The following is a 21,288-nucleotide window of genomic DNA, read 5'->3' as shown; positions in this document are numbered from 1 at the left end:
TGGCCTGACCAATTTATCAAGCGGTCAGGCCGGACGCATATGAGACATTATTTCAGAGATGTCTTGTCATAAGACGTCAGACATCTTGTCTTGATATATAATCGTCTTATTCCTCTCCCAAGCTTATCCAAACATGGTCCCCATGCAGCGCAAACCCCGCAACCTGGCGCAGGGCGTCGTCGAGCAGATCAGCAGCAGCATCCGCCAGGGCGTACTCAAGCCGGGCGAGAAGCTGCCGACCGAATCCTCGATGATGGCCCAGCACGGCGTCAGCCGCACCGTCGTGCGCGAGGCGATCTCGCACCTGCAGGCCTCGGGCCTGGTGCAGACGCGCCACGGCATCGGCACCTTCGTGCTGGAGCCGGTACCAAGTTCGGGGCTGGGCATCGATGCCGAAAGCATCCTGACCCTGCGCGACGTGCTGTCGATCCTGGAGCTGCGCATCGGTGTCGAGACCGAGACCGCCGGCCTGGCCGCCGTGCGCCGCAGCGACGAGCAGGTGCGCGAGCTGGGCGCGGCGCTGGCCGAGATGCACGCGGCGATGGCGGCGGGGCGCCCGGCGGCCGACGCCGACAAGCGCTTCCACCTGCTGATCGCGCAGTCCACCGGCAACCGCTATTTCGCCGACATCCTGGCCCAGCTGGGTAATGCGATCATCCCACGTGCCCGCCTGAACACGGTGGAACTGGAGCAGGACAAGCCGGCCAATTTCAACGAGCGCGTCAGCCGCGAGCACGACGACATCTTCCGCGCCATCGAGCGCCGCGATCCGGAGGCCGCACGCGCGGCCATGCGTACCCACCTGTCCAATAGCCGCGAGCGGCTGGTGCAGGCGCAGCAGCGCATCGAATCGCAGATCAACTAAAAATTCCTCACTTTTCGCTTGCAGCGTCATCCGTTCAGTTGTACGATGACATACAACATAGGGCGGTGAGGCCCTTTACTGCAGTAACCATTCATATCTGTCCTGGAGACCCTGTAATGCAAGCACTCGAACTACAAAAAGTCCTGTCGCACGGCCTGCTGTCCTTCCCGATCACCGACTTTACCGCCGAACTCGACTTCGACAAAGCCGGCTACCAGAAGCGCCTCGAGTGGCTGGCCCCGTACGGCGCCACCGCGCTGTTCGCCGCTGGCGGCACCGGCGAATACTTCTCGCTGCACGGCGAAGAGTATGGCCAGATCATCAAGACCGCGGTCGACACCTGCGCCGGCACCGGCGTCGCGATCCTGGCAGGCTGCGGCGGCCCGACCCGCGCCGCCATCGCCCACGCACAGGAAGCCGAGCGCCAGGGCGCGCAAGGCCTGCTGCTGCTGCCGCACTACCTGACCGAATCCAACCAGGACGGCCTGATCGCCCACGTCGAAGCGGTGTGCCGCTCCGTGAAGATCGGCGTCGTGGTCTACAACCGCGCCGCCTGCCGCCTGACCCCGGAATCGCTGGCCAAGCTGGCCGACCGCAACCCGAACCTGATCGGCTTCAAGGACGGCATCGGCGACATCGAACTGATGGTCTCGATCTACCGCAAGATGGGCGACCGCTTCAGCTACCTGGGCGGCCTGCCGACCGCTGAAGTCTACGCCGGCGCCTACAAGGCGCTGGGCACCCCGGTGTACTCGTCGGCCGTGTTCAACTTCGTGCCGCAGCTGGCGATGGACTTCTACAACGCCACCGCTTCGGGCGACACCGCCACCACCAACCGCCTGATCGACGAGTTCTTCCTGCCGTACCTGGAGATCCGCAACCGCAAGGGCGGCTACGCCGTCAGCATCATCAAGGCCGGCGCCCGCCTGGTTGGCCACGGCGCGGGTCCGGTGCGTCCGCCGCTGACCGACCTGACCGCGGAAGAAGACCAGATGCTGCTGGACCTGATCAAGAAGCAAAAGAACCCTGTTTAAGGTACGAGCCATGACGATCACTGGTGAAATGATCATCGGCAGCCAGCTGGTCCGCGGTAGCGCGGGCGAGCAGCGTGCCTACAATCCTTCGACCCGCGCCGAATTCGACCCTGGCTTCGGCCAGGCCACCGGCGCCGACGTGGACCGCGCCTGCGAACTCGCAGCCGCCGCCTTCGACCCGTACCGTGCCCTCCCTCTGGAGCAGCGCGCACGCTTCCTGGAAGCGGTGGCGGAAGGGATCCTGGCGATCGGTTCGGAACTGATCGAACGCGCCCAGCAGGAAACCGGCCTGCCGCAAGCCCGCCTCGAAGGCGAGCGCATGCGCACCGTGAACCAGCTGCGCCTGTTCGCGAAAGTGGTGCGCGACGGCCGCTTCCTCGGCGCGACCATCGATACCGCGCTGCCGGAACGTACCCCGCCGCGCCCCGACCTGCGCCTGGCCAAGATCGGCCTCGGCCCGGTCGCGGTCTTCGGCGCCAGTAACTTCCCGCTGGCCTTCTCGGTCGCGGGCGGCGACACGGCGTCCGCGCTGGCCGCCGGCTGCCCGGTCGTGGTCAAGGCGCACGGCGCCCACCTCGGCACCTCGGAACTGGTCGGCCGCGCCGTCCAGCGCGCGGTGCAGGAGTGCGGCCTGCCGGAAGGCGTGTTCTCGATGCTGTTCGGCGACGGCCGCACCATCGGCCAGCAGCTGGTCGCGCATCCGGCGATCAAGGCGGTCGGTTTCACCGGCTCGCGCGGCGGCGGCACTGCGCTGATGCGCACCGCGGCTTCGCGTCCGGAACCGATCCCGGTCTACGCCGAGATGAGCAGCGTGAACCCGGTGTTCCTCCTGCCGGCTGCGCTGGAGCAGGGCGGCGCCGCGCTGGCGAACGGCTTTGTCGATTCGCTGACCCTGGGCGTTGGCCAGTTCTGCACCAACCCGGGCCTGGTGTTTGCGGTCAAGGGCGCGGCGCTGGATGCCTTCGCCGCCGCGGCGACCACCGCGCTTCAAGCCAAGGGCGCCGGCACCATGCTGACCGCCGGCATCCATGATGCCTACAACAGCGGCATCGCCCGCTTCGGCGCCACCGAAGGCCTGCGACTGGTTGCGCAGGGCAGCACCGAAGGCATCGGCTGCGCCGCGCAAGCCGCGCTGTACGAAGTCGACGCCGCCTCCTTCATCGGCAATCCGGAGCTGCAGGACGAGATCTTCGGTCCGGCCGCGCTGATCGTGCGCTTCGACAGCGAAGAGCAGATGCTGCAGGCGGCGGAAAAGCTGCACGGCCAGCTGACCGCTACCGTGCACGTCAAGCCGGCGGACCATCCGCTGGCGGCGAAGCTGCTGCCGATCCTGGAACGCAAGGCAGGCCGCGTGCTGTTCAACGGCTTCCCGACCGGCGTCGAGGTATCGCATGCGATGGTCCACGGCGGCCCGTTCCCGGCCACCAGCGACAGCCGCACTACCTCGGTGGGCGCGACCGCGATCGACCGCTTCCTGCGGCCGGTGTGCTACCAGAGCCTGCCGGCCGAACTGCTGCCGGAAGCACTTCGGGATGACAATCCCCTGCGCCTGGCACGCGTGCTGGACGGAGACCTGAAAGTCGCGGTGTAATACCCGGGGGGCGCTTGTTGCGCCCCCTTTCACGATTGAAGCACCAGCCGGCGGAGACACCGGCTGTTTCACTTGAAAAGAACTGATCATCATGAATCAGCAAGTCTTGAGCCGTAGCCCGGAGAAGACCAGCGAGCTGGCTTCCACGGTGGGCAAATACCGCTGGACGATCTGCGCCCTGCTGTTCTTCGCCACCACCATCAACTACCTCGACCGCCAGGTCCTGAGTCTGCTGGCCCCGCTGCTGACCAAGGAATTCGGCTGGTCGAACACGGACTACGCCAACATCACGGCGACCTTCCAGTTCGTGTACGCGATCTCGATGCTGTTCGCCGGCCGCGTGATCGACCGCCTCGGCACCAAGCGCGCCTTCGTGCTGGCCATCGTCGTGTGGTCGATCGGCGCCATCGCCCACGCCTACGCGATCGGCATCGGCACCGCCGTCAACAATGTGTTCACCACCCTGGGCCTGGCCGCCGTGCCGGTCTCGATCATCGGCTTCATGGTCGGCCGCGCGGTGCTGGCGATCGGCGAGGCGGGCAACTTCCCGGCCGCGATCAAGGCCACCGCCGAGTACTTCCCGAAGCGCGAGCGCTCGTTTGCCACCGGTATCTTCAACTCCGGCGCCAACGTCGGCGCGATCCTGGCTCCCCTGACGGTGCCGCTGATCGCCGAGTACTGGGGCTGGCAGGCCGCCTTCATCGCCGTCGGCGCGGTCGGCTTCCTGTGGATGGGTGTCTGGATCTGGCTGTACGACACGCCGGAACGCCAGAAGCGCCTCAGCGCAGGCGAACTGGCCTACATCAACAGCGACAGCACCCCGGTGGAAGCAGCGCCAGGCGCGGCCGGCAAGCCGAAAGCCTCGTGGTTCAAGCTGCTCGGCTACCGCCAGACCTGGGCCTTCACCTTCGGTAAGTTCATGACCGACGGCGTGTGGTGGTTCTTCCTGTTCTGGCTGCCGAAATACATGTCCTCGCAATACGGCCTCACGGGTCCGGAAATGGTGATCCCGCTGGCGGTCCTGTACAGCATGACCATGGTGGGCTCGATCGGCGGCGGCTGGCTGCCGACCTGGTTCATCGACCGCGGCGCCAGCATCTACCAGGGCCGCATGCGCGCCATGTTCACCATCGCCCTGTTCCCGCTGGTGGTGCTGGCCGCGCAACCGCTCGGCACCCTGGGCTACTGGTTCCCGGTGATCCTGATCGGCATCGGCGCCTCGGCCCACCAGGCCTGGTCGGCCAACCTGTTCACCACCGTGTCCGACATGTTCCCGAAACACAGCGTCGGTTCCGTGGTTGGCATCGGCGGCATGGCCGGCGGCCTGGGCGGCGTGCTGCTCACCAAGCTGGGCGGCTGGCTGTTCGACTACTACGGCGCCCAGGGTCACCTGGAGACCGGCTACATGATCATGTTCTCGATCTGCGCGCTGGCCTACCTGGTTGCGTGGCTGGTAATGAAGGCCCTGGTGCCGGCACACCGCGAGATCACCGACCTGTGATGGCGAACATGGATATCCAACGCATCGACGGCGTACACTGCGCTACCGGCGAAAGCCCGACCTGGAACGCGCGCGAACAGGCGTGGTACTGGGTCGACATTCCCGCGCGCCGTGTGTGGCGCCTGGACCACGCCAGCGGCCAGGCGCGCCACTGGGAAGCGCCGGAGATGGTGGCCTGCGTGGCCTGCGCCGACGACGGCAGCCTGGTGGCTGGCATGGAAACCGGCGTGTTCCGCCTGGAGCTGGGCGAGGGGAGCGATGCCAGGGTCACGCTGCTGGCCGCTCCGCCCTCGTCCGAGCTGGGCGAGGGCATGCGCTTCAACGACGGCCGCTGCGACCGCCAGGGCCGTTTCTGGAGCGGCACCATGTTCATGGACATGGGCGCGGCGCGCGCGGTCGGCGGGCTGTATCGCTATGGCACCGAGGGTGGCCTGCACGGCCCGGTCGTCAGCGGCATGCTGACCCAGAACGGCCTGGCCTGGTCGCCCGACGGCCGCACCATGTACCTGTCGGATTCGCATCCCAAGGTCCGTACGGTCTGGGCTTTCGACTACGACACCGACCAGGGCATCCCGCACACCAAGCGGGTCTTCCTCGACCTCACCGGGCAGAAGGGCCGCCCGGACGGTGCCGCGGTCGACGCCGACGGCTGCTACTGGACCTGCGCCAACGACGCCGGCCTGGTGCAGCGCTTCACCCCGCAAGGGAAGCTGGACCGCGAGATCGCACTGCCGATGGCCAAGCCCTCGATGTGCGCCTTCGGCGGCCCCGGCCTCGACACCTTGCTGGTGACCTCGATCGACCCCGGTACCGGCGGTGATGCCGGTTCGGTGGTGCTGCTGCGCCCCGGCGTCAGTGGCGTGGCCGAAACGCCTTTCGTTACCGGGCGTCGCTGATTCGACTTTTCAGCATCCACACGCTACCCTGTGCGGGCTAATGTGTGGAGAGCTGAAAACGAATGCAGGAACGAAGTGTAACGAAGGGGCCGCTGCCGCCGCTGCCGACCGTGGCGGCGACACCGGAAGACGCGGCGGCCAGGAAGCGCGCCCAGGAAGAGCGTGACGCCGCAGTACGCGGCGTCAGCTCGATCGCCGCGATGCGCGAGGCAGTCAAGCAGCACGCGCGCAGCCTTCCCATCCTTGTCGAGATTCCCCGCCTGAAGCGCCTGGACGCGAACGCCTTCGCGGCGCGCGCCAGAGAAGGACTTCCTTTCATCATGACTGGCCTGGTCGGGCAGTGGCCGCTGTGCGGCGTGACGCCGGCCGAGCTGCGCGAACGTTACGGCGACCTGCCCGTGCGCGCCCGCGTCGGCGACTACATCCGCCAGCCCTTCCGTGCCGACCGTCCGATGCGCGACATGACATTGCGCGAGTACCTCGACCTCGAACCGGAACGCGTCCATGGCGAGGGCGACCCGCCGCCCTATGTCGGCAATCTCGAGCTGCGCGAACTGAATCGCCTGTGCCACTGGCCGGCCTACTTCCGCAAGATGGGACCGCCCCGGTTCTGGCTCGGCCCCGTCGGCACCATGACGCCGCTGCACTGCGACTTCGACGACAACATCTTCGCTCAGGTCTGGGGCCGCAAGCGCATCTTCCTGGCGCCGCCGCACCACGACGCCTACCTGTATGCGAACGAAGCCAACCCGGTGCTGTTCGGTTCCCCCTTCGATCCGGAAGCGCCCGACTTCGACGCCTATCCGCTGGCGCGCCAGGCGGCGACGGTGTCCTGCATCGTCGAGCCTGGCGACATGCTCTACGTGCCGGCCGGGTGGTTCCACCAGGTGCGGGCGCTGGAGTTTTCGCTGTCCTCCAACCGCTGGGCACGTGGGGTGCCGCTGGCGCTGTAGGGGTGATCTGGTCCAGTGGACCAGATCACGCTTCGCCGAACGCGCGTTCAAACCGTGCATGAACTGAGCTATCGCCGACTCATGAGCCGGTCGGACGCGCGCTCGGCAGAGCCGAGCACCCTACGAGCGTACCGTTCAATGCACCATGCGCGCGTACTGCGTGAAGTTTTCCGAGCTCAGCGCGTGCTGGTATAAAAAACCTTGGTAGATGAAGCAGCCGGCGTCCGATAAAAACTGGCGCTGGCCCGGCGTCTCGACCCCCTCCGCAATCACCTGCAGTCCCAGGCTGTCGCCCAGCGCGATGATGGAACGGACGATCGAGGCGTCGTTCTGGTCGGTCAGCACGTCGCGCATGAAGGACTGGTCGATCTTGAGCTGGTCGAGCGGCAGCTTGCGCAGGTAGGCCAGACTCGAGTAGCCGGTGCCGAAGTCGTCCAGCGAGAAGCTGATGCCGCGCTGCTTGAGCATGGCCATGGTGCGCGCGGTCTGGGTGAAGTCGCTCACCACCAGGCTTTCGGTCAGTTCCAGCTTGAGGCTGGAGGGCTGCACGCCCGTCTCTTCGAACACGCCCTGCAGCATCGGCACGAAGTCCGGTTCGATGAACTGGCTGGCGCTGACGTTGACCGACAGGGTCAGCCCGGCCATGTCGGGCCAGCGCTGCCAGCGCGCCAGCTCGGCGCAGGCGGTGCGCAGCACCCAGCGGCCGATGTCAATGATCAGGCCGCTCTCTTCGGCGGCATGGATGAATTCTGCCGGGTACAGCAGCCGCCCGTCCGGCAGGCGCCAGCGCAGCAGCGCTTCGGCGCCGATCACGCGGCTGCTGCGGTCGAGCTGCGGCTGGTAGTGGAGCACGAATTCGTTGTCGCGCAGGGCGCGCCGCATCGCACCTTCCAGCTCGGCCCGCGCCGACCACGCGGCCTGCACCGCCGGGTCGTGGAAGCGGTAGGTATTGCGTCCGCAGGCCTTGGCCTGGTACATCGCGGCGTCGGCCTGGCGCAGGATCGATTCGACCGTATCCACCACGCCGCACATGGTGGCGACGCCGACGCTGACCGATACCGAATAATTCATCTCGGCCAGCTGGAAGGGCGCCGCCATCGCTGCCACGACCTTGGTCGCCACCGTCTCGGCCTGGGCCGCTGCGCCTTCGCGTGTGTCTTCCACCGGCTGGATCAGGATCACGAACTCGTCGCCGCCCAGGCGCGCCACCATGTCGGCTTCGCGCACGCAGTGCTCGAGGCGGCGCGCGACCGCCTGCAGCAGCATGTCGCCGGCGGCGTGTCCCTGCGAGTCGTTCAGGTATTTGAAGTTGTCGAGGTCGCAGAACATCAGGGCGCCGTGCTTGCGCGATCGGGCGCTGCCCAGCAGGGCGCGGCGCAGGTGGTCGAGCAGGCTGGCGCGATTCGGCAGGTCGGTCAAGGCATCGAAGAAGGCGAGGCGGTAGATCTTCGCTTCGTTGTGCTTGCGTTCGCTGATGTCGGTGCTGATCACGAGGATCTTCTGGGGCGCGCCCGATTCGCGGTCCGCGGCCAGCAAGGTCCAGCGCGTGTCGGTCTCGATGCAGACGCCGTCGCGCCGCAGGTGCGACAGTTCACCCGTCCACTCGCCATTGGCAAGGGTGGTCTCGTAGGCTGCGTGGTAAGCCGGCAGGTTTTCGCACAGCAGTTCCGAGAACTTCTTGCTGCGGGCTTCCGCTGCGGTCCAGCCGTAGAGCCGCTCGGCGCCGTTGTTCCAGTACGTGATGCGCGAATTCAGGTCCATCGCGATGATGGCGTCGCGCGCCTGCTGCAGATAGGAGGCCTGTTCGTACACCAGCATGTTGGCCTTGCGCAGCTGGGTGTAGTCGAACAGGATGCCCTCCAGGATCCGGCCTCCGGCCTGCGGGGGCGCCGAACCCTGCTCGAAGACCCATCGCTGTTCGCCGTTGGCGCAGCGGATCCGGTAGGTCAACTGGAACGATCGTTCCTGCTGTATCGCGAGTGCAATGGCGCGTTCGACCGAATTGCGGTCGTCCGGGTGAATGATGCTGGAGAAGGTCACGCCGGTGCGCGACAGGAAGGTGGCAGGAGAGTAGCCAGTCAGCCTTTCGATGCCGTTGCTGACATACTTCATGGTGCACTGGCCGTCGTTGAGGCAACGGTAGACAGCGATTGGGAGGTTGTCCAGCAACATCTCGAGAGACAAAGGCTGCGCGTCGCAATGCTGTTCCTGCGCGATGCGTCCCTCGGCAACAGGGGGCGGTTGCGGTCGATCAGGAGCACTCATCGGGCCTCGCGAAGTGGTCTGAGATGGGTATGGATTTGCTAATGTGAAGCCTGCAACTATCCTAACGCAAAAATGCACCGTATTGACACGGCGCGATTGAAATTGGAAAAGGATTTGTATTCGGGACACTGCCCGAGGGAAGCGCGCCGCCGGGCGGCGGCGCGCTGGGGGAATCAGAACGCGGCGATGCCGGTCTGCGCGCGGCCGAGGATCAGCGCGTGGATGTCGTGGGTGCCTTCGTAGGTGTTGACCACTTCGAGGTTAACCATATGGCGCACGATGCCGAACTCGTCCGAGATGCCGTTGCCGCCGAGCATATCGCGGGCAACACGGGCAACATCCAGTGCCTTGCCGCACGAATTGCGCTTCATGATGGACGTGATCTCGACCGCAGCCGTGCCTTCGTCCTTCATACGGCCCAGGCGCAGGCAGCCCTGCAGGCCGAGCGTGATTTCGGTCTGCATGTCGGCCAGCTTCTTCTGCACCAGCTGGTTGGCGGCGAGCGGCTTGCCGAACTGCTTGCGGTCCAGCACGTACTGGCGCGCGGTGTGCCAGCAGGCTTCGGCGGCGCCCAGCGCGCCCCAGGCGATGCCGTAGCGCGCCGAGTTCAGGCAGGTGAACGGGCCCTTCAGGCCGCGTACTTCCGGGAAGGCGTTTTCGTCCGGGCAGAACACTTCGTCCATGACGATTTCGCCGGTGACCGAGGCGCGCAGGCCGAACTTGCCGTGGATTGCCGGCGCGCTCAGGCCCTTCCAGCCCTTCTCCAGCACGAAGCCGCGGATCGCGCCTTCGTCGTCCTTGGCCCAGACCACGAACACGTCGGCGACCGGCGAGTTGGTGATCCACATTTTCGAACCGCTCAGCGAGTAGCCGCCCTCGACCTTGCGCGCGCGGGTGACCATCGAGCCCGGATCCGAGCCGTGGTTCGGCTCGGTCAGGCCGAAGCAGCCGATCCATTCGCCGGTGGCCAGCTTGGGCAGGTATTTCTGTTTGGTCGCTTCGTTGCCGAATTCGTAGATCGGCACCATCACCAGCGAGGATTGCACGCTCATCATCGAGCGGTAGCCCGAATCGACACGTTCGACTTCGCGCGCGATCAGGCCGTAGGCCACGTAGTTCAGGCCCGGGCCGCCGTATTGTTCAGGGATGGTCGGGCCGAGCAGGCCGAGTTCGCCCATTTCGCGGAAGATCTCGACATCCATGCGCTCGTGGCGGAAGGCCTCGAGGATGCGCGGCTGCAGCTTGTCCTGGCAGTAGCTGGCGGCGGCGTCGCGCACCATGCGTTCTTCATCGGTCAGCTGGCTGTTCAGCAGCAGGGGGTCGTCCCAGTGGAAGGCTGCTTTACGGGAATGGCTCATGGATCTTCCTGTCTCGATAGGTTCTGATAGAAGGCGTGCCCGTCCCTTGGACCCGCCATAGCCTGACCATTATAGAAATGCCGCGCCGCCGCATCTTTTGAAACTGCGACAGGCATTTTCATTTTTGCCCGGCCAACAATCCTGCGATTTTATTGTGTAAATGACACGGCGTTGCTGAGCCCGGCGTTGCGCAGACGCAGCATGTCGCGTGTCGGCGCCGAGCCGAAATGGCGGGCGTATTCGCGGCTGAACTGGGAGGGGCTGGCGTAGCCAACGCGCTGGCATGCCAGGCCGGCATCCATGCCGGTCGACAGCATCAGCCGGCGCGCCTCCTGCAGGCGCAGGGTCTTCTGGAATTGCAAGGGGCTCATCGAGGTCAGCGACTTGAAATGCTCGTGCAGCGACGACGGGCTCATGTGTGCCAGCTCAGCCATCTCGTCGATGCGGATGGGCTGGTCGTAATGGCGGCGGATCCAGTCCACCACCCGGCCAATCCGGTGCGACTCGACGTGGCCGAGCTGGGCCAGCCGGGCGCCGAAGGGGCCGCGCAGCAGGCGCAGCACGATCTCATCGAGCGCCAGCGGCGCCAGCAGGGCCGCATCCTCGGGCTGGCCAGCCAGCGCCATCAGGCGTGCGGCGGCGTCGACGATGGGCTCGCCGGCCTCGGCCACGTAGACGGCGCGCCTGTCGGCCACGGCGGGCACGCCCTCGGGATAGACCTTCAGGATCAGTTCGGCCAGGCGTTGCTGGTCGAAATCGAGCCGGAAGGACAGGTAGGGCGCCGCCACGCTGGCCTGCCGGATCATGGCGGCGATCGGCAGGTCGAGCGAGAAGATCATCATGCGCGAGGGATCGTAGTCGTACGACTCGTCGCCCAGCATGACGGTCTTGGCGCCCTGCGCCACGATGCACAGGGCGGGGCGGTGCAGGCCGTGCACCAGCTCGGCGCTGGTGTTCGAGGCCCGGATCGCGTGCACGCCCGGGATGCAGGTCTCGAAGGAACCGTCCTGCGGCGCGTGGGCGGTCAGCAGCCGCGCCAGCCGCGCGAGCGCCGGGCTGGCGGGCCGGGAGGCCGCCTGGGCGCCGGCAAGGATAGTAATGTGGTCGGGTGAGTTCATGGCCTTCTCACCAGCCAGAATACACCAGCTCCCGCCGCGCTTCACGCTGCGTGGTCGGTCGAGCGCGACAGTGCCGCCATCGCGTTCAGCGTGCTGAAGCGGGCATCGAGTTCCGCCGTGGCCATGGCGACGGCGTCGCTGCCGGCCAGGAACTGCTTCGGCGGATTGTCCATGCCGGCCAACTGGACCACCGCGGCGGCAAGCTTCACCGGGTCGCCCAGTTGCTTGCCGTGGTAGGCGCCGTAGGCGTTCTCGACCGAGCCGTGGGCGGCATAGTCCTCGATGGTTTTCTGGCCGTAGCGGACCGAGCTCTGGTCGAGGAAATCGGTGCGGAAGAAGCCGGGCTCGACCGTCGTGATGTTGATGCCGAACTTCGCCAGCTCCAGCGCCAGCGAAGAGGACAAGCCCTCGATTGCATACTTGGTGGCGCAATACACCGAGGCGCCGTCGAAGCCGGTGAGTCCGGCGATCGAGCTGATGTTGATGATGTGGCCCGAGCGCTGCCGGCGCAGCACTGGCAGGGCGGCGCGCAGCACGTGCATGACCCCGAAGACGTTGACGCTGAACTGCTGTTCGATGTCCTGGGGCGTGAGTTCCTCGAAGTTGCCCAGCAGGCCGTAGGCGGCATTGTTGACGAGGACGTCGATGCGGCCGAAGCGCGCCACGGCGGCCTCGATCGCTGCCGGAGCCTGCGCCTCGCGGGCGACGTCGAATTCCACCAGGGCGACCTGGGACGGGTCCACGGCCGCGAAGGTGGCTTTCAGTTGATCAAGCTTGCGGCCTGCCGCGACGACGCGGTCGCCGCTAGCGATGGCTGCGTGGGCGATTTGTGCGCCAATCCCGCGGTTGGCGCCCGTGATGAACCAGACTTTGGACATGATGTCTTCTCTCCATGTTGTGCCGCTGGCGCGGCGTTAAGGTGAGAAGAATGGTAGGACGCGGCTCAAGCGCGGACTTGCCTGAAAATCCGGACAACTGGCGCGATCCTCGCCAGCTGCGCTCTGGCGTGCTTCAGCCGGTCTGACCGAATCGTCCGCCGTGGAACAGCAGCGCCGGCTGTGGATGGACGGCGCACTGCTCGACTTCGCCCACGAAGATGACGTGGTCGCCTTCCGGATAGCGGCTGCGGTTGTGGCATTCGAACCAGGCCGAGACGCCTTTCAGGATCGGCAGGCCGGTGCGCGACAGTTCGTACTCGACGCCGTCGAAGGGATTGTCGGTGCGGCGCGAGAAGCGCAGGGCCAGGTCCTGCTGCCCGGCAGCAAGAACGTTGATGACATAGTGCGAGTTGCCGCTGAAAATCGGCAGGCTGTTGGCGCCGGCGCCCAGGCTCCACAGGACGAGCGGGGGCTCGAGCGAGACCGAGTTGAAGGAACTGGCGGTCAGCCCGCGAAAAGTGCCGTCGGCAAGGCGCGTGGTGATGACGGTGACACCGGTAGCGAATTGCGACAGGGCATGGCGAAAGTGCGCCGAATCGAAGCCGCGCGTCGTGGCGCGGGGGGAACGTGTATTCATTGGAACGCCATTATGCCACTGTCGGGCCGTCCGCCGCTTCCGCCATCGGCTTGCACTGCACAAAACTTGGCTTTGCGGTAAATTAAGAACTATCAAAACTGACGAAATCAAAGGTGCGTGTGATGAGCGAACAAAGGGGGAGCGAGGTAGCCATCCTCGGAGGCGGATGTTTCTGGTGCCTGGAAGCGGTCTACCTGGAGGCGCGCGGCGTGACCCGCGTGGAATCGGGCTACATGGGCGGCCATGTCGAGAATCCGAGCTACGAGCAGGTGTGCGCCGCGACAACCGGCCATGCCGAAGTGGTGCGGCTGGAATTCGACCCGTCGGTGATCAGCTACCGCGACATCCTCGAGATCTTCTTCACGATCCACGACCCGACCACGCCTGATCGCCAGGGCAATGACGTCGGTCCGCAGTACCGTTCGGTGATCTTCACCACCTCGCCGGAACAGGAAGCGACCGCGCGCAAGGTGATGGCCGAGATGGCGGCGGTGTGGGACGCGCCGATCGTGACCCAGCTGTTGCCGCAGGAGACCTGGTACAAGGCCGAGGATTACCACCAAAACTATTTTGCGCAGCATCCGCTGCAGGGGTATTGCGCGTTCGTGGTGGCGCCGAAGGTGGCGAAGTTCCGCAAGACCTTCAGCGAGCGTCTCAAGTAGATCAACTTTCGCGGGGCTGGATCCGGTAGCTATCACCGCGTGGGCGGAAGATCCGCCCACCCTACGATGGGTACATGTACCTCCGCGACCATGGCAGCCGCTCCACGTTCCCCTCCGCCTTGCCACACACGATCTGGTACAGGCTGATGCGGCCATGCGCGAAGGCGTATGCGCAGCCGGCCAGGTAGACGTGCCAGATGCGGAAGCGCTTCTCGTCCGTCAGCTTGCGGATGTGCTCCGCTCGGCTTTCGAAGTTCTCGGTCCAGATCGCGCAGGTTTTGGCGTAGTGGCGCCGCAGGTTTTCCACGTCGCGCACTTCCAGCCCGCCTTCCTGCATCGCGCGCACCACCGTCGACAGGTGGGCCAGTTCGCCCTGCGGGAACACGTACTGGCCGATGAACTCGCCGCCGCCATAGGGCGTGGCGCTGTTGTCGACATTGGCGGTGGTGATTCCGTGGTTCATCACGACGCCATCCGGCGCCAGCAAGGCATTGATGCGCGAAAAATACGCAGGCAGGTGCTGTACGCCGATGTGCTCGAACATGCCGACGCTGGTGATGCGCTCGAACTGGCCCTCGACGTCGCGGTAGTCCTGCAGGCGGATCTCGACCTGGCCGGTCAACCCCGCGCGCGCGACGCGCTCGCGTGCAAGCAGGGCCTGGTTCTCCGACAGCGTAATGCCAACGCAGCGCGCGCCGAAAGCCTGGGCGGCCCGCAGCACCAGCGCACCCCAGCCGCAGCCGATATCCAGCAGCGTCTGTCCCGGCCGCAGGTCGATCTTGCGCAGGATGTGGTCGATCTTCTTCTGCTGCGCCGTGGCCAGGTCTTCGCTGCCTTCTTCAAAATAGGCGCAGGAGTACACCATCGCGGGGTCGAGCCAGGCCGCGTAGAAGTCGTTGGAGACGTCGTAGTGGTAGCGGATCGCCTCGGCATCGCTCTGGCGCGTGTGCGGGACGTTGCGGCGGAGGACCTCGACCAGGCGGCTGCGTCCCTTGTCCATGCTCGCGGCCAGGCTGTTGCCGACGCTGATGATGTCGGCCGCGCGTCCCTTGATGTCGATCGCGCCCTCGACGTAGGCGCGCCCGAGGTTGTACAGCGATGGCGAGCGCAGGTAGCGCAGGGCGGCGCGGTCGGGGACCCGGATGGTCACGCGCGGCGCTTCGCTCGAAAACTCGAGTTGCCGGCCATCCCAGAGTTCCACCCGCAAGGGCAGGGATGGCTTGTTACGCAGGCCTTCGCTCCAGGCCGACAACATCATCTGTTCGAACACGCTTGCCTCCAGCTTGGGGGCCGCGTGCGCGTGCGAGGCGCGCGGCCGCGGTCAGGGTTGCAGGCGCAGGCGCGTCCAGCTCCCGTCTTCCTGCCGCTCGTAGATGATGCGGTCGTGGAAGCGGGAACGGCGGCCCTGCCAGAATTCCAGGCGCTCGGGCACGAGGCGGAACCCGCCCCAGTTGCCTGGTCGCGCCGGGTCGTCACCGGCTTGCTGTGCCACCATCTCGTAATTCTGCTCCAGTTCGGCACGGCTGGCGATCGGCGCACTTTGGTGCGAGGCAATGGCCGACAGGCGGCTCTTCAGCGGACGGCTGCGGAAATACCGGTCGCTTTCCTCGCTCGAGGTACGCTCAACTCTTCCTTCGATGCGAACCTGACGTTCGAGTTCGCTCCAAAAGAATAACAAAGCTGCATGTTGATTTCCCTCTAACTCTTGGCCTTTGCGACTGTCGTAGTTGGTGTACCAGGTAAAGCCGCGTTCGTCGAACTGCTTGACCAGCACGATGCGCGAGCTCGGGCGCCCATCCGGGCCCACCGTGGCCACCGACATGGCGTTCGGCTCGTTCACCTCGGCCTTCAGCGCCTGTTCGAACCACTGCGTGAACTGGAGCATCGGATCGTCCATCACATCGGTTTCGTTCAGGCTGGCCTGGCCGTAGTCCTTGCGCAGGTCGGCCACCGCCTGGCCGATGGCGGGGACCGGGTTTGCTTCCGTTCCGATGCCGCGGCGGCGCTGCATGGCCTTGCCGAGTTGCGCCATCTGCTCCGGGCCGAACAGGCGCAGCGCCATCGGCGCCATCGTGCCTTCCTCGCGCTCCATGTGGGACGAATAGCGCTGGCTGAAGCGCTGCACCGTGCTGGCCGACAGCGCGGCTCCCTGGCCTTCTGCAATGGCGGTCAATTGCTCATGCAAATCCTGCCACATCGCGTCCATGTCCTTGTGGTCCTGCAGGATCACCGGCGCCAGCGCCTGCAGCGTGGCCGCGTCTTCGCCCTGGGCGACCGCGCGCAGCATCGGGATCAGGTCCTGTTCCTCGTCCTCGTGGTGCAGGTGGGCGGCCTTTTCGAAATATTTCAGGACCGCCCCCGCCGCCTGGCGCGCCTGTTCGTCGGCGCCGAATTCCGGCAGGTGGGCGAGCAGCTTGTCGAGCGTCGCAAGCTGCTTGCGGATACGGTCATGGCAATGCTTGAGGACAGCGATCGGCTGGTCGAAATCGGGAGCGGTGTCGTGGAGGATTGGGGTCATTGGCGTTTTGTTGACACACGAGAAGAATTTGATTGACTAGAAGCTATTTTAGTGCAGCTGCGAAAGGATCGTCCGTTAAAATGCCGGGATGAACCTGATCGATACCCCATCCTTTGCAAGCACCCTGGACGACGAAGTCGACTTTGCGCGCCGCTTCGGCGGGATCGCGCGCCTCTATGGCGAGCGTGCACTCGAACGCTTTCGTGCGGCGCACGTTTGCGTGATCGGTGTCGGCGGCGTCGGTTCCTGGATCGTCGAGGCGTTGGCGCGCAGCGCCGTGGGCGAGCTGACCCTGATCGACCTCGATAACGTGGCCGAATCGAACATCAACCGCCAGCTGCAGGCCCTGACCTCGACCATCGGCATGCCGAAGATCGAAGCGCTGAAGGAACGCATCGCGCAGATCAACCCCTTCTGCAAGGTCAACCTGGTCGAGGACTTCATCGACCCGGAAAACCTCGAGAGCATGGTTGCGGGCAAAGGGTTTGATTACGTGGTCGACGCCATCGACGGCGTCAAGTCGAAGGCCGCCCTGATCGCTTACTGCAGCGCCAACAAGCTGCCGCTGATCGTCATCGGCGGCGCCGGCGGCCAGACCGACCCCACGAAGATCGAGGTACGCGACCTGGCCCGCACCGAGCAGGAACCGCTCCTGAAAAAGGTGCGCAAGATCCTGCGTGCGCAGTACGGCTTCGCCAAGGGCGAAAAGAACAAATACCACATCGACGCCGTGTTTTCGATGGAGCCGCTGCGCTATCCGGAGAGCGGCGACGCCTGCGCGGTGGACCCGAACAGCATCACGGGCCTGAACTGCGCCGGTTTCGGTTCGAGCATGGTGGTCACCGCCACCTTCGGCATGGTGGCGGCCGGGCACCTGCTGCGCAAGCTGGCTGACGCGGCGAACGCCGACGTGGCCAACGCCGTCCCGCAGGATGCCGTGGCCAACGTGGAAACTGTGCAAGCGGAAGAGGCCTTGCTATCATTGGATCAGTTATTGATCACTTTGATGGAAGAGCCCACATGATCCGTCGTACCGCCTTTGCCGCACTGATGCTGGCCGCCGCTGCCGCATCCGCCCAGGACACCGCCACCCAGCAGCAGGACGCGTCCAAGCCCACCACCCAGCCCGCGCCGGAGCAGCAGACCGTGCCGCAGGCCACCCAGCCGCAGACTGCGCCGCAGCCCGAAGCCACGGCGCCGGCCGTGCCCACGCCCCAGGTCGAGATCATCGACCGCGTGGTCGGCAAGGGCAAGGAAGCCACCGCCGGCAGCAACGTCTACGTCCACTACACCGGCTGGCTGCACAAGCCGCTGGCGCCCAAGCAGCGCGGCAAGAAGTTCGACTCCTCGGTCGACCGCGGCGAGCCGCTCGAATTCCAGCTGGGCGCGGGCCGCGTCATCAAGGGCTGGGAGCAGGGCGTGGCGGGCATGAAGGTAGGCGGCAAGCGCACCCTGATCATCCCGAGCGTGCTGGCCTACGGCAAGCGCGGCGCCGGCCCGATGATCCCGCCGGACGCCGACCTGATCTTCGACGTGGAACTGGTGAACGTCAAGTAAGAGCGCCTAACAAAACCCCCAGGGCAAGGCGCATCGTCGAAGACAGTACGCTAGTACGGCGAGACGATGCAACGCAGCCATGTGGGAATTGTTAGGCGCTCTAAGTCAAAATCGACTGGGGCGGGCAGGGGCCGCCTCACACTATTGCGGGAGACCGGCATGCGCATCGCGAACGACGTTACTGAACTCATCGGCAACACCCCACTCGTACGAATCCGCAGGCTGGCCCCGCAGGGTGGGGCCGAGATCCTCGGCAAGCTCGAATACCACAACCCCGCGCACAGCGTGAAAGACCGCATCGGGCTGGCCATGATCGAAGCCGCCGAGCGGGCCGGGCTGATCAAGCCGGACACCATCATCGTTGAACCCACCAGCGGCAACACCGGCATCGCGCTCGCGATGGTGTGCGCCGCGCGCGGCTACCGCTGCAGGCTCGTCATGCCCGAGACCATGAGCAACGAACGGCGCATGCTGCTGCGCGCCTACGGCGCCGAACTCGTGCTCACGCCAGGCAGCGAAGGCATGCTGGGCGCGATCCGCCGCGCCGAGGAACTGGTCGCCCTTGATCCGAACTGCTTCATGCCCCAGCAGTTCAACAATCCGGCCAACCCGGAAATCCACCGCAACACCACCGCCGAGGAAATCTGGCGCGACACCGACGGCAAGGTCGACATCCTGGTCGCCGGCATCGGCACCGGCGGCACCATTACCGGCGTGAGCGAAGTGATCAAGGCGCGTAAACCCGGCTTCAAGGCGATCGCGGTCGAGCCGGAAGCCTCGCCAATGCTGTCGAAAGGCACCAAGGGCCCGCACCCGATCCAGGGTATCGGCGCCGGCTTCGTGCCGGCGGTGCTCAACACCGGCGCCTATGACGAAATCATCACCGTGAAGAACGACGACGCCTTCGAGACCGCGCGCGCGGCGGCGCGCGAGGAAGGGCTGCTGGTCGGGATTTCGTCGGGGGCCGCGCTGTGGGCGGCAATGCAGGTAGCGCAGCGGCCGGAGAATGCGGGGAAGATGATCGTGACGATCATTCCGTCGTTTGGGGAGCGGTATTTGAGCACGGCATTGTACGCCAACTTGGCGGGCTAACGCCGGCGTTCTCACTGCTCATCTGAATTGGGTCCCGGCCTTCGCCGGGACGACGGTCTTACGGGTAGGTGAATAGAAGTAGCGTTATCGTTCTGCCCGCACCATCAGCCGTCATCCCGGCGAAGGCGGGACTGATGCCACTGGCATCAGTCCCTCCAAGCTCGTCGCGTTTCGTTAGCCAAAAACGCACTCAGTGCGCATGTGCATGGCCATGATCATGGTCGTGCTCATGGTGGCCCTCCAGCGCACAATCATGATGCGTCGTCCCTTCCTCCACCTGCAGCGTGCAGTGATGGATCCCGAAGTCGCTGCGCAGCTTCGCCACCATCTCGTCCAGCACCCGGTCACCCGGATACCCGCCCGGCATCACCACGTGCGCCGTCAGTGCGTTCTCGGTGGTGCTCATTGCCCAGATGTGCAGGTCATGCACTTCCTTCACGCCCGGCTGGCTGCACAGGTAGTTGCGCACGGCGCCGGCGTCGACGCTGTGTGGCACCGCGGCCATCGACATCTGCACCGATTCGCGCAGCAGCGACCAGGTGCCCAGCACGATCACGACCACGATCGCCAGGCTCACCGCCGGGTCGATCCAGGTCCAGCCGGTGCCCATGATGACCAGGCCCGAGATCACTACGCCCAGCGACAGGGCAGCGTCGGCCGCCATGTGCAGGTAGGCGCCGCGCACGTTCAGGTCGCCCTTGCTGCCGGCCAGGAACAGCCAGGCCGAGAAGCCGTTGATCGCCACGCCGATCGCCGCGATGATCGACACCGTCATGCCGTCGACCGGCGCCGGTTCCGCAAAGCGTTGCACCGCTTCCCAGGCGATGGCGCCGCAGGCCACCATCAGCAGCAGGCCGTTGGCCAGCGCCGCCAGGATCGACGAGCCGCGCAGGCCGTAGGTGTAGCGGCCCTTCGGGGCGCTCTTGGCCAGCACGGCGGCGCCCCAGGCCAGTATCAGGCCCAGCACGTCGGACAGGTTATGGCCGGCGTCCGCCATCAGCGCGGTGGAGTGGGCGATGAAGCCGTAGATGAATTCGATCGCCACGAACAGCGTGTTGACACCGATCGCCAGCGCAAAGGCGCGTCCGTTGCCGGCCGGGTCGGGCATGTGGTAATGGTGGTGGCCGAAGCCATGGTGGTGGTCGTGACCGTGGTCGTGGTGATCGTGATCGTGGTCGTGCTTGTGCGTGGTACTCATGCGTCCATTCCGGTTGCTGGTTCGGCGATGTGCTCGAACATGTTGGCGAGCAGGCTGCTGATGTGGGCATCGGCAGCCGAATAGAAGACCTGCTTGCCCTGGCGCTCGGCCTTGACGATGCGGGCGGCGCGCAGCAGGCGCAGGTGGTGGCTGACCAGGGAACTGGACAGGTCGAGGGAAGCGGCAATGTCGCCCACCGCAGTCGGCTGCGCCAGGCAGGCGAGCACGATGCGCAGGCGGGTGGCGTCGCCGAGCAGGTGGAACAGGTCGGCCAGCTCTTCGACAGCGCCGGCTTGATATTCAGGATGATTAGTCATGTTTAACATGTGAATAGTTGTTCACATGTTAGGCGAAATCGGCGTGGAGAGCAAGGGCGGCATTTCTTGCTGAGCCTACCCAGCCAGTATTGACGCCACCGATCGATGCGATTACTTTGCAATCGATTCCACCACCCAGGGAACCGACTGTGAAACTGCCTGCTTTTGTTTTCTGTTCAATATGCGCGGCCATGACGCCACTGACCGCGGTCGCACAGGCCGGTGCGGGTGCTTCCACGCCGGCACAGCCCAGGGCGTCGATCGCGGCGATTCCCTATCCCTTGACCATTGCGGCACCTAGCGGCGCGGCGGCGATTGCCGCAGGTGAGTTGACCCTCAGTGCGGCCAAGGGAACTGACATGTATGCCAATGTCGACGGCAACAAGCTCATCGACGATACCCCGCGCGTACTGTTCGCGCCGCGCGGCGATTTTATTTTCTCGGCCAGGATCCAGGCCGATTTCCACGGCGCTTTCGATGGCGCTGCACTGCTGGTATATGCCGGCAAAGCCACCTGGGGCAAGGTGCTGTTCGAGCGTATGCCAGACGGCAGCAATGCGGTCACGACGACCATTACGAAGGGCTCGGGGGACGACGCCCTCCATCAGCAGGTGGAAGGCAGCGTGGCGCATCTGAAGATCGCGCGTAAAGCCGGTGTGTACGTGTTCTACCTGTCCACCGACGGCGCCGCGTGGCGCATGCTGCGCACCTTCGCGCTGCCGACGGATCAGCCGGTGCAGGTCGGCTTTTCGGCGCAGTCGCCCAAGAGCGAGCGCTTCACGGCGCGCTTCTCCGACCTGACATGGCGCGCCCGCGGTTTCGACAACTACTGGCAGGGCGAGTAGCAC

Annotated in this window: 20 protein-coding genes; 11 read left to right on the top strand and 9 right to left on the bottom strand. The window is 65.6% G+C overall.

Translation table 11 applies throughout. From position 1 onward, the window contains the following. Positions 1–142: 142 nt before the first annotated feature. From LK542_RS14785 to LK542_RS14760, 6 genes are all read left to right on the top strand, one after another. The gene (locus tag LK542_RS14785) at positions 143–865 is read left to right on the top strand and encodes a FadR/GntR family transcriptional regulator (RefSeq protein WP_374040146.1); all 723 of its coding nucleotides are present in this window, start codon (positions 143–145) and stop codon (positions 863–865) included. 116 nt (positions 866–981) lie between these two features. Continuing rightward, a complete protein-coding gene (kdgD, locus tag LK542_RS14780; protein ID WP_227812474.1) occupies positions 982–1,899 on the top strand; it encodes a 5-dehydro-4-deoxyglucarate dehydratase in 918 nt (305 codons plus the stop codon). Positions 1,900–1,909: 10 nt separating this feature from the next. Continuing rightward, entirely contained in the window at positions 1,910–3,490 is a 1,581-nt protein-coding gene (locus tag LK542_RS14775) for an aldehyde dehydrogenase (NADP(+)) (RefSeq protein WP_227812473.1), read from the top strand. Positions 3,491–3,581: 91 nt separating this feature from the next. Further along, a complete protein-coding gene (locus LK542_RS14770; RefSeq protein ID WP_227812472.1) occupies positions 3,582–4,991 on the top strand; it encodes an MFS transporter in 1,410 nt (469 codons plus the stop codon). Positions 4,992–4,999: 8 nt separating this feature from the next. Next, complete coding sequence (locus tag LK542_RS14765; protein ID WP_227812471.1) at positions 5,000–5,887, top strand: SMP-30/gluconolactonase/LRE family protein; 888 nt, start codon at positions 5,000–5,002, stop codon at positions 5,885–5,887. A gap of 62 nt (positions 5,888–5,949) precedes the next feature. Next, entirely contained in the window at positions 5,950–6,840 is an 891-nt protein-coding gene (locus LK542_RS14760; protein WP_227812470.1) for a cupin-like domain-containing protein, read from the top strand. Positions 6,841–6,975: 135 nt separating this feature from the next. On the opposite strand, the gene LK542_RS14755 is transcribed toward LK542_RS14760, so the two are convergent. From LK542_RS14755 to LK542_RS14735, 5 genes are all read right to left on the bottom strand, one after another. Next, the gene (locus LK542_RS14755) at positions 6,976–9,057 is read right to left on the bottom strand and encodes an EAL domain-containing protein (RefSeq protein ID WP_374040148.1); all 2,082 of its coding nucleotides are present in this window, start codon (positions 9,055–9,057) and stop codon (positions 6,976–6,978) included. Between the two features lie 221 nt (positions 9,058–9,278). Further along, positions 9,279–10,463 carry an acyl-CoA dehydrogenase gene (locus LK542_RS14750; RefSeq protein WP_227812469.1) on the bottom strand — a complete coding sequence of 395 codons (1,185 nt, stop codon included), beginning with the start codon at positions 10,461–10,463 and terminating at the stop codon, positions 9,279–9,281. Positions 10,464–10,612: 149 nt separating this feature from the next. Then, positions 10,613–11,581 (bottom strand): AraC family transcriptional regulator, encoded by a 969-nt coding sequence (locus tag LK542_RS14745; RefSeq protein ID WP_227812468.1) that lies wholly within the window; start codon positions 11,579–11,581, stop codon positions 10,613–10,615. Positions 11,582–11,622: 41 nt separating this feature from the next. After that, on the bottom strand, positions 11,623–12,459 hold the full coding sequence (locus LK542_RS14740; protein ID WP_227812467.1) for an SDR family NAD(P)-dependent oxidoreductase: 837 nt from the start codon (positions 12,457–12,459) through the stop codon (positions 11,623–11,625). Positions 12,460–12,592: 133 nt separating this feature from the next. Continuing rightward, a complete protein-coding gene (locus tag LK542_RS14735; protein WP_227801882.1) occupies positions 12,593–13,096 on the bottom strand; it encodes a flavin reductase family protein in 504 nt (167 codons plus the stop codon). Positions 13,097–13,218: 122 nt separating this feature from the next. Between LK542_RS14735 and msrA the strand changes: the two genes are divergently transcribed. Next, on the top strand, positions 13,219–13,758 hold the full coding sequence (gene msrA, locus LK542_RS14730; RefSeq protein WP_227801881.1) for a peptide-methionine (S)-S-oxide reductase MsrA: 540 nt from the start codon (positions 13,219–13,221) through the stop codon (positions 13,756–13,758). Between the two features lie 61 nt (positions 13,759–13,819). Here msrA and LK542_RS14725 read toward each other — a convergent pair whose 3' ends face one another. After that, complete coding sequence (locus LK542_RS14725) at positions 13,820–15,028, bottom strand: class I SAM-dependent methyltransferase (RefSeq protein ID WP_227812466.1); 1,209 nt, start codon at positions 15,026–15,028, stop codon at positions 13,820–13,822. 51 nt (positions 15,029–15,079) lie between these two features. Beyond that, positions 15,080–16,276: a pyridoxamine 5'-phosphate oxidase gene (gene pdxH, locus LK542_RS14720; RefSeq protein ID WP_227812465.1), complete on the bottom strand. Its 1,197-nt coding sequence runs from the start codon at positions 16,274–16,276 to the stop codon at positions 15,080–15,082. Between the two features lie 88 nt (positions 16,277–16,364). Here pdxH and tcdA point away from each other — a divergent pair, with 88 nt between their 5' ends. The 3 genes from tcdA to cysK all read left to right on the top strand — a co-directional run bounded on the left by tcdA (position 16,365) and on the right by cysK (position 18,925). Next, on the top strand, positions 16,365–17,300 hold the full coding sequence (gene tcdA, locus LK542_RS14715) for a tRNA cyclic N6-threonylcarbamoyladenosine(37) synthase TcdA (protein WP_227812464.1): 936 nt from the start codon (positions 16,365–16,367) through the stop codon (positions 17,298–17,300). Beyond that, complete coding sequence (locus LK542_RS14710) at positions 17,297–17,833, top strand: FKBP-type peptidyl-prolyl cis-trans isomerase (RefSeq protein WP_227801875.1); 537 nt, start codon at positions 17,297–17,299, stop codon at positions 17,831–17,833. Before tcdA ends, LK542_RS14710 begins: the two co-directional genes overlap by 4 nt. 159 nt (positions 17,834–17,992) lie before the next feature. Next, on the top strand, positions 17,993–18,925 hold the full coding sequence (cysK, locus tag LK542_RS14705) for a cysteine synthase A (protein WP_227801873.1): 933 nt from the start codon (positions 17,993–17,995) through the stop codon (positions 18,923–18,925). Between the two features lie 190 nt (positions 18,926–19,115). Here the strand turns inward: cysK and LK542_RS14700 are convergent, their stop codons facing one another. After that, positions 19,116–20,123, bottom strand: a complete 1,008-nt coding sequence (locus LK542_RS14700) for a cation diffusion facilitator family transporter (RefSeq protein WP_227812463.1) — start codon at positions 20,121–20,123, stop codon at positions 19,116–19,118. Beyond that, positions 20,120–20,440 carry a helix-turn-helix transcriptional regulator gene (locus LK542_RS14695; RefSeq protein WP_227801871.1) on the bottom strand — a complete coding sequence of 107 codons (321 nt, stop codon included), beginning with the start codon at positions 20,438–20,440 and terminating at the stop codon, positions 20,120–20,122. Before LK542_RS14695 ends, LK542_RS14700 begins: the two co-directional genes overlap by 4 nt. Positions 20,441–20,631: 191 nt before the next feature. Between LK542_RS14695 and LK542_RS14690 the strand changes: the two genes are divergently transcribed. Next, positions 20,632–21,285, top strand: a complete 654-nt coding sequence (locus LK542_RS14690; protein ID WP_227812462.1) for a DUF1349 domain-containing protein — start codon at positions 20,632–20,634, stop codon at positions 21,283–21,285. Positions 21,286–21,288: the final 3 nt, after the last annotated feature.

Source organism: Massilia sp. IC2-477, assembly GCF_020707265.1.
Classification (GTDB): domain Bacteria; phylum Pseudomonadota; class Gammaproteobacteria; order Burkholderiales; family Burkholderiaceae_D; genus Telluria.
Note: the sequence above shows the minus strand (reverse complement) of the source record. Positions and strands in the feature narration are given on the sequence as shown.

What these genes read in the sequence shown, in the direction of transcription:
- LK542_RS14765 (WP_227812471.1), top strand. Translation starts at nt 5,000, where the DNA reads ATGGATATCCAACGCATCGACGGCGTACACTGCGCTACCGGCGAAAGC.
- LK542_RS14710 (WP_227801875.1), top strand. Translation starts at nt 17,297, where the DNA reads ATGATCCGTCGTACCGCCTTTGCCGCACTGATGCTGGCCGCCGCTGCC.
- LK542_RS14775 (WP_227812473.1), top strand. Translation starts at nt 1,910, where the DNA reads ATGACGATCACTGGTGAAATGATCATCGGCAGCCAGCTGGTCCGCGGT.
- tcdA (WP_227812464.1), top strand. Translation starts at nt 16,365, where the DNA reads ATGAACCTGATCGATACCCCATCCTTTGCAAGCACCCTGGACGACGAA.
- LK542_RS14750 (WP_227812469.1), bottom strand. Translation starts at nt 10,463, where the DNA reads ATGAGCCATTCCCGTAAAGCAGCCTTCCACTGGGACGACCCCCTGCTG.
- LK542_RS14695 (WP_227801871.1), bottom strand. Translation starts at nt 20,440, where the DNA reads ATGACTAATCATCCTGAATATCAAGCCGGCGCTGTCGAAGAGCTGGCC.
- LK542_RS14740 (WP_227812467.1), bottom strand. Translation starts at nt 12,459, where the DNA reads ATGTCCAAAGTCTGGTTCATCACGGGCGCCAACCGCGGGATTGGCGCA.
- LK542_RS14770 (WP_227812472.1), top strand. Translation starts at nt 3,582, where the DNA reads ATGAATCAGCAAGTCTTGAGCCGTAGCCCGGAGAAGACCAGCGAGCTG.
- cysK (WP_227801873.1), top strand. Translation starts at nt 17,993, where the DNA reads ATGCGCATCGCGAACGACGTTACTGAACTCATCGGCAACACCCCACTC.
- LK542_RS14760 (WP_227812470.1), top strand. Translation starts at nt 5,950, where the DNA reads ATGCAGGAACGAAGTGTAACGAAGGGGCCGCTGCCGCCGCTGCCGACC.
- kdgD (WP_227812474.1), top strand. Translation starts at nt 982, where the DNA reads ATGCAAGCACTCGAACTACAAAAAGTCCTGTCGCACGGCCTGCTGTCC.
- LK542_RS14785 (WP_374040146.1), top strand. Translation starts at nt 143, where the DNA reads ATGCAGCGCAAACCCCGCAACCTGGCGCAGGGCGTCGTCGAGCAGATC.
- LK542_RS14735 (WP_227801882.1), bottom strand. Translation starts at nt 13,096, where the DNA reads ATGAATACACGTTCCCCCCGCGCCACGACGCGCGGCTTCGATTCGGCG.
- LK542_RS14700 (WP_227812463.1), bottom strand. Translation starts at nt 20,123, where the DNA reads ATGAGTACCACGCACAAGCACGACCACGATCACGATCACCACGACCAC.
- LK542_RS14745 (WP_227812468.1), bottom strand. Translation starts at nt 11,581, where the DNA reads ATGAACTCACCCGACCACATTACTATCCTTGCCGGCGCCCAGGCGGCC.
- LK542_RS14690 (WP_227812462.1), top strand. Translation starts at nt 20,632, where the DNA reads ATGACGCCACTGACCGCGGTCGCACAGGCCGGTGCGGGTGCTTCCACG.
- msrA (WP_227801881.1), top strand. Translation starts at nt 13,219, where the DNA reads ATGAGCGAACAAAGGGGGAGCGAGGTAGCCATCCTCGGAGGCGGATGT.
- pdxH (WP_227812465.1), bottom strand. Translation starts at nt 16,276, where the DNA reads ATGACCCCAATCCTCCACGACACCGCTCCCGATTTCGACCAGCCGATC.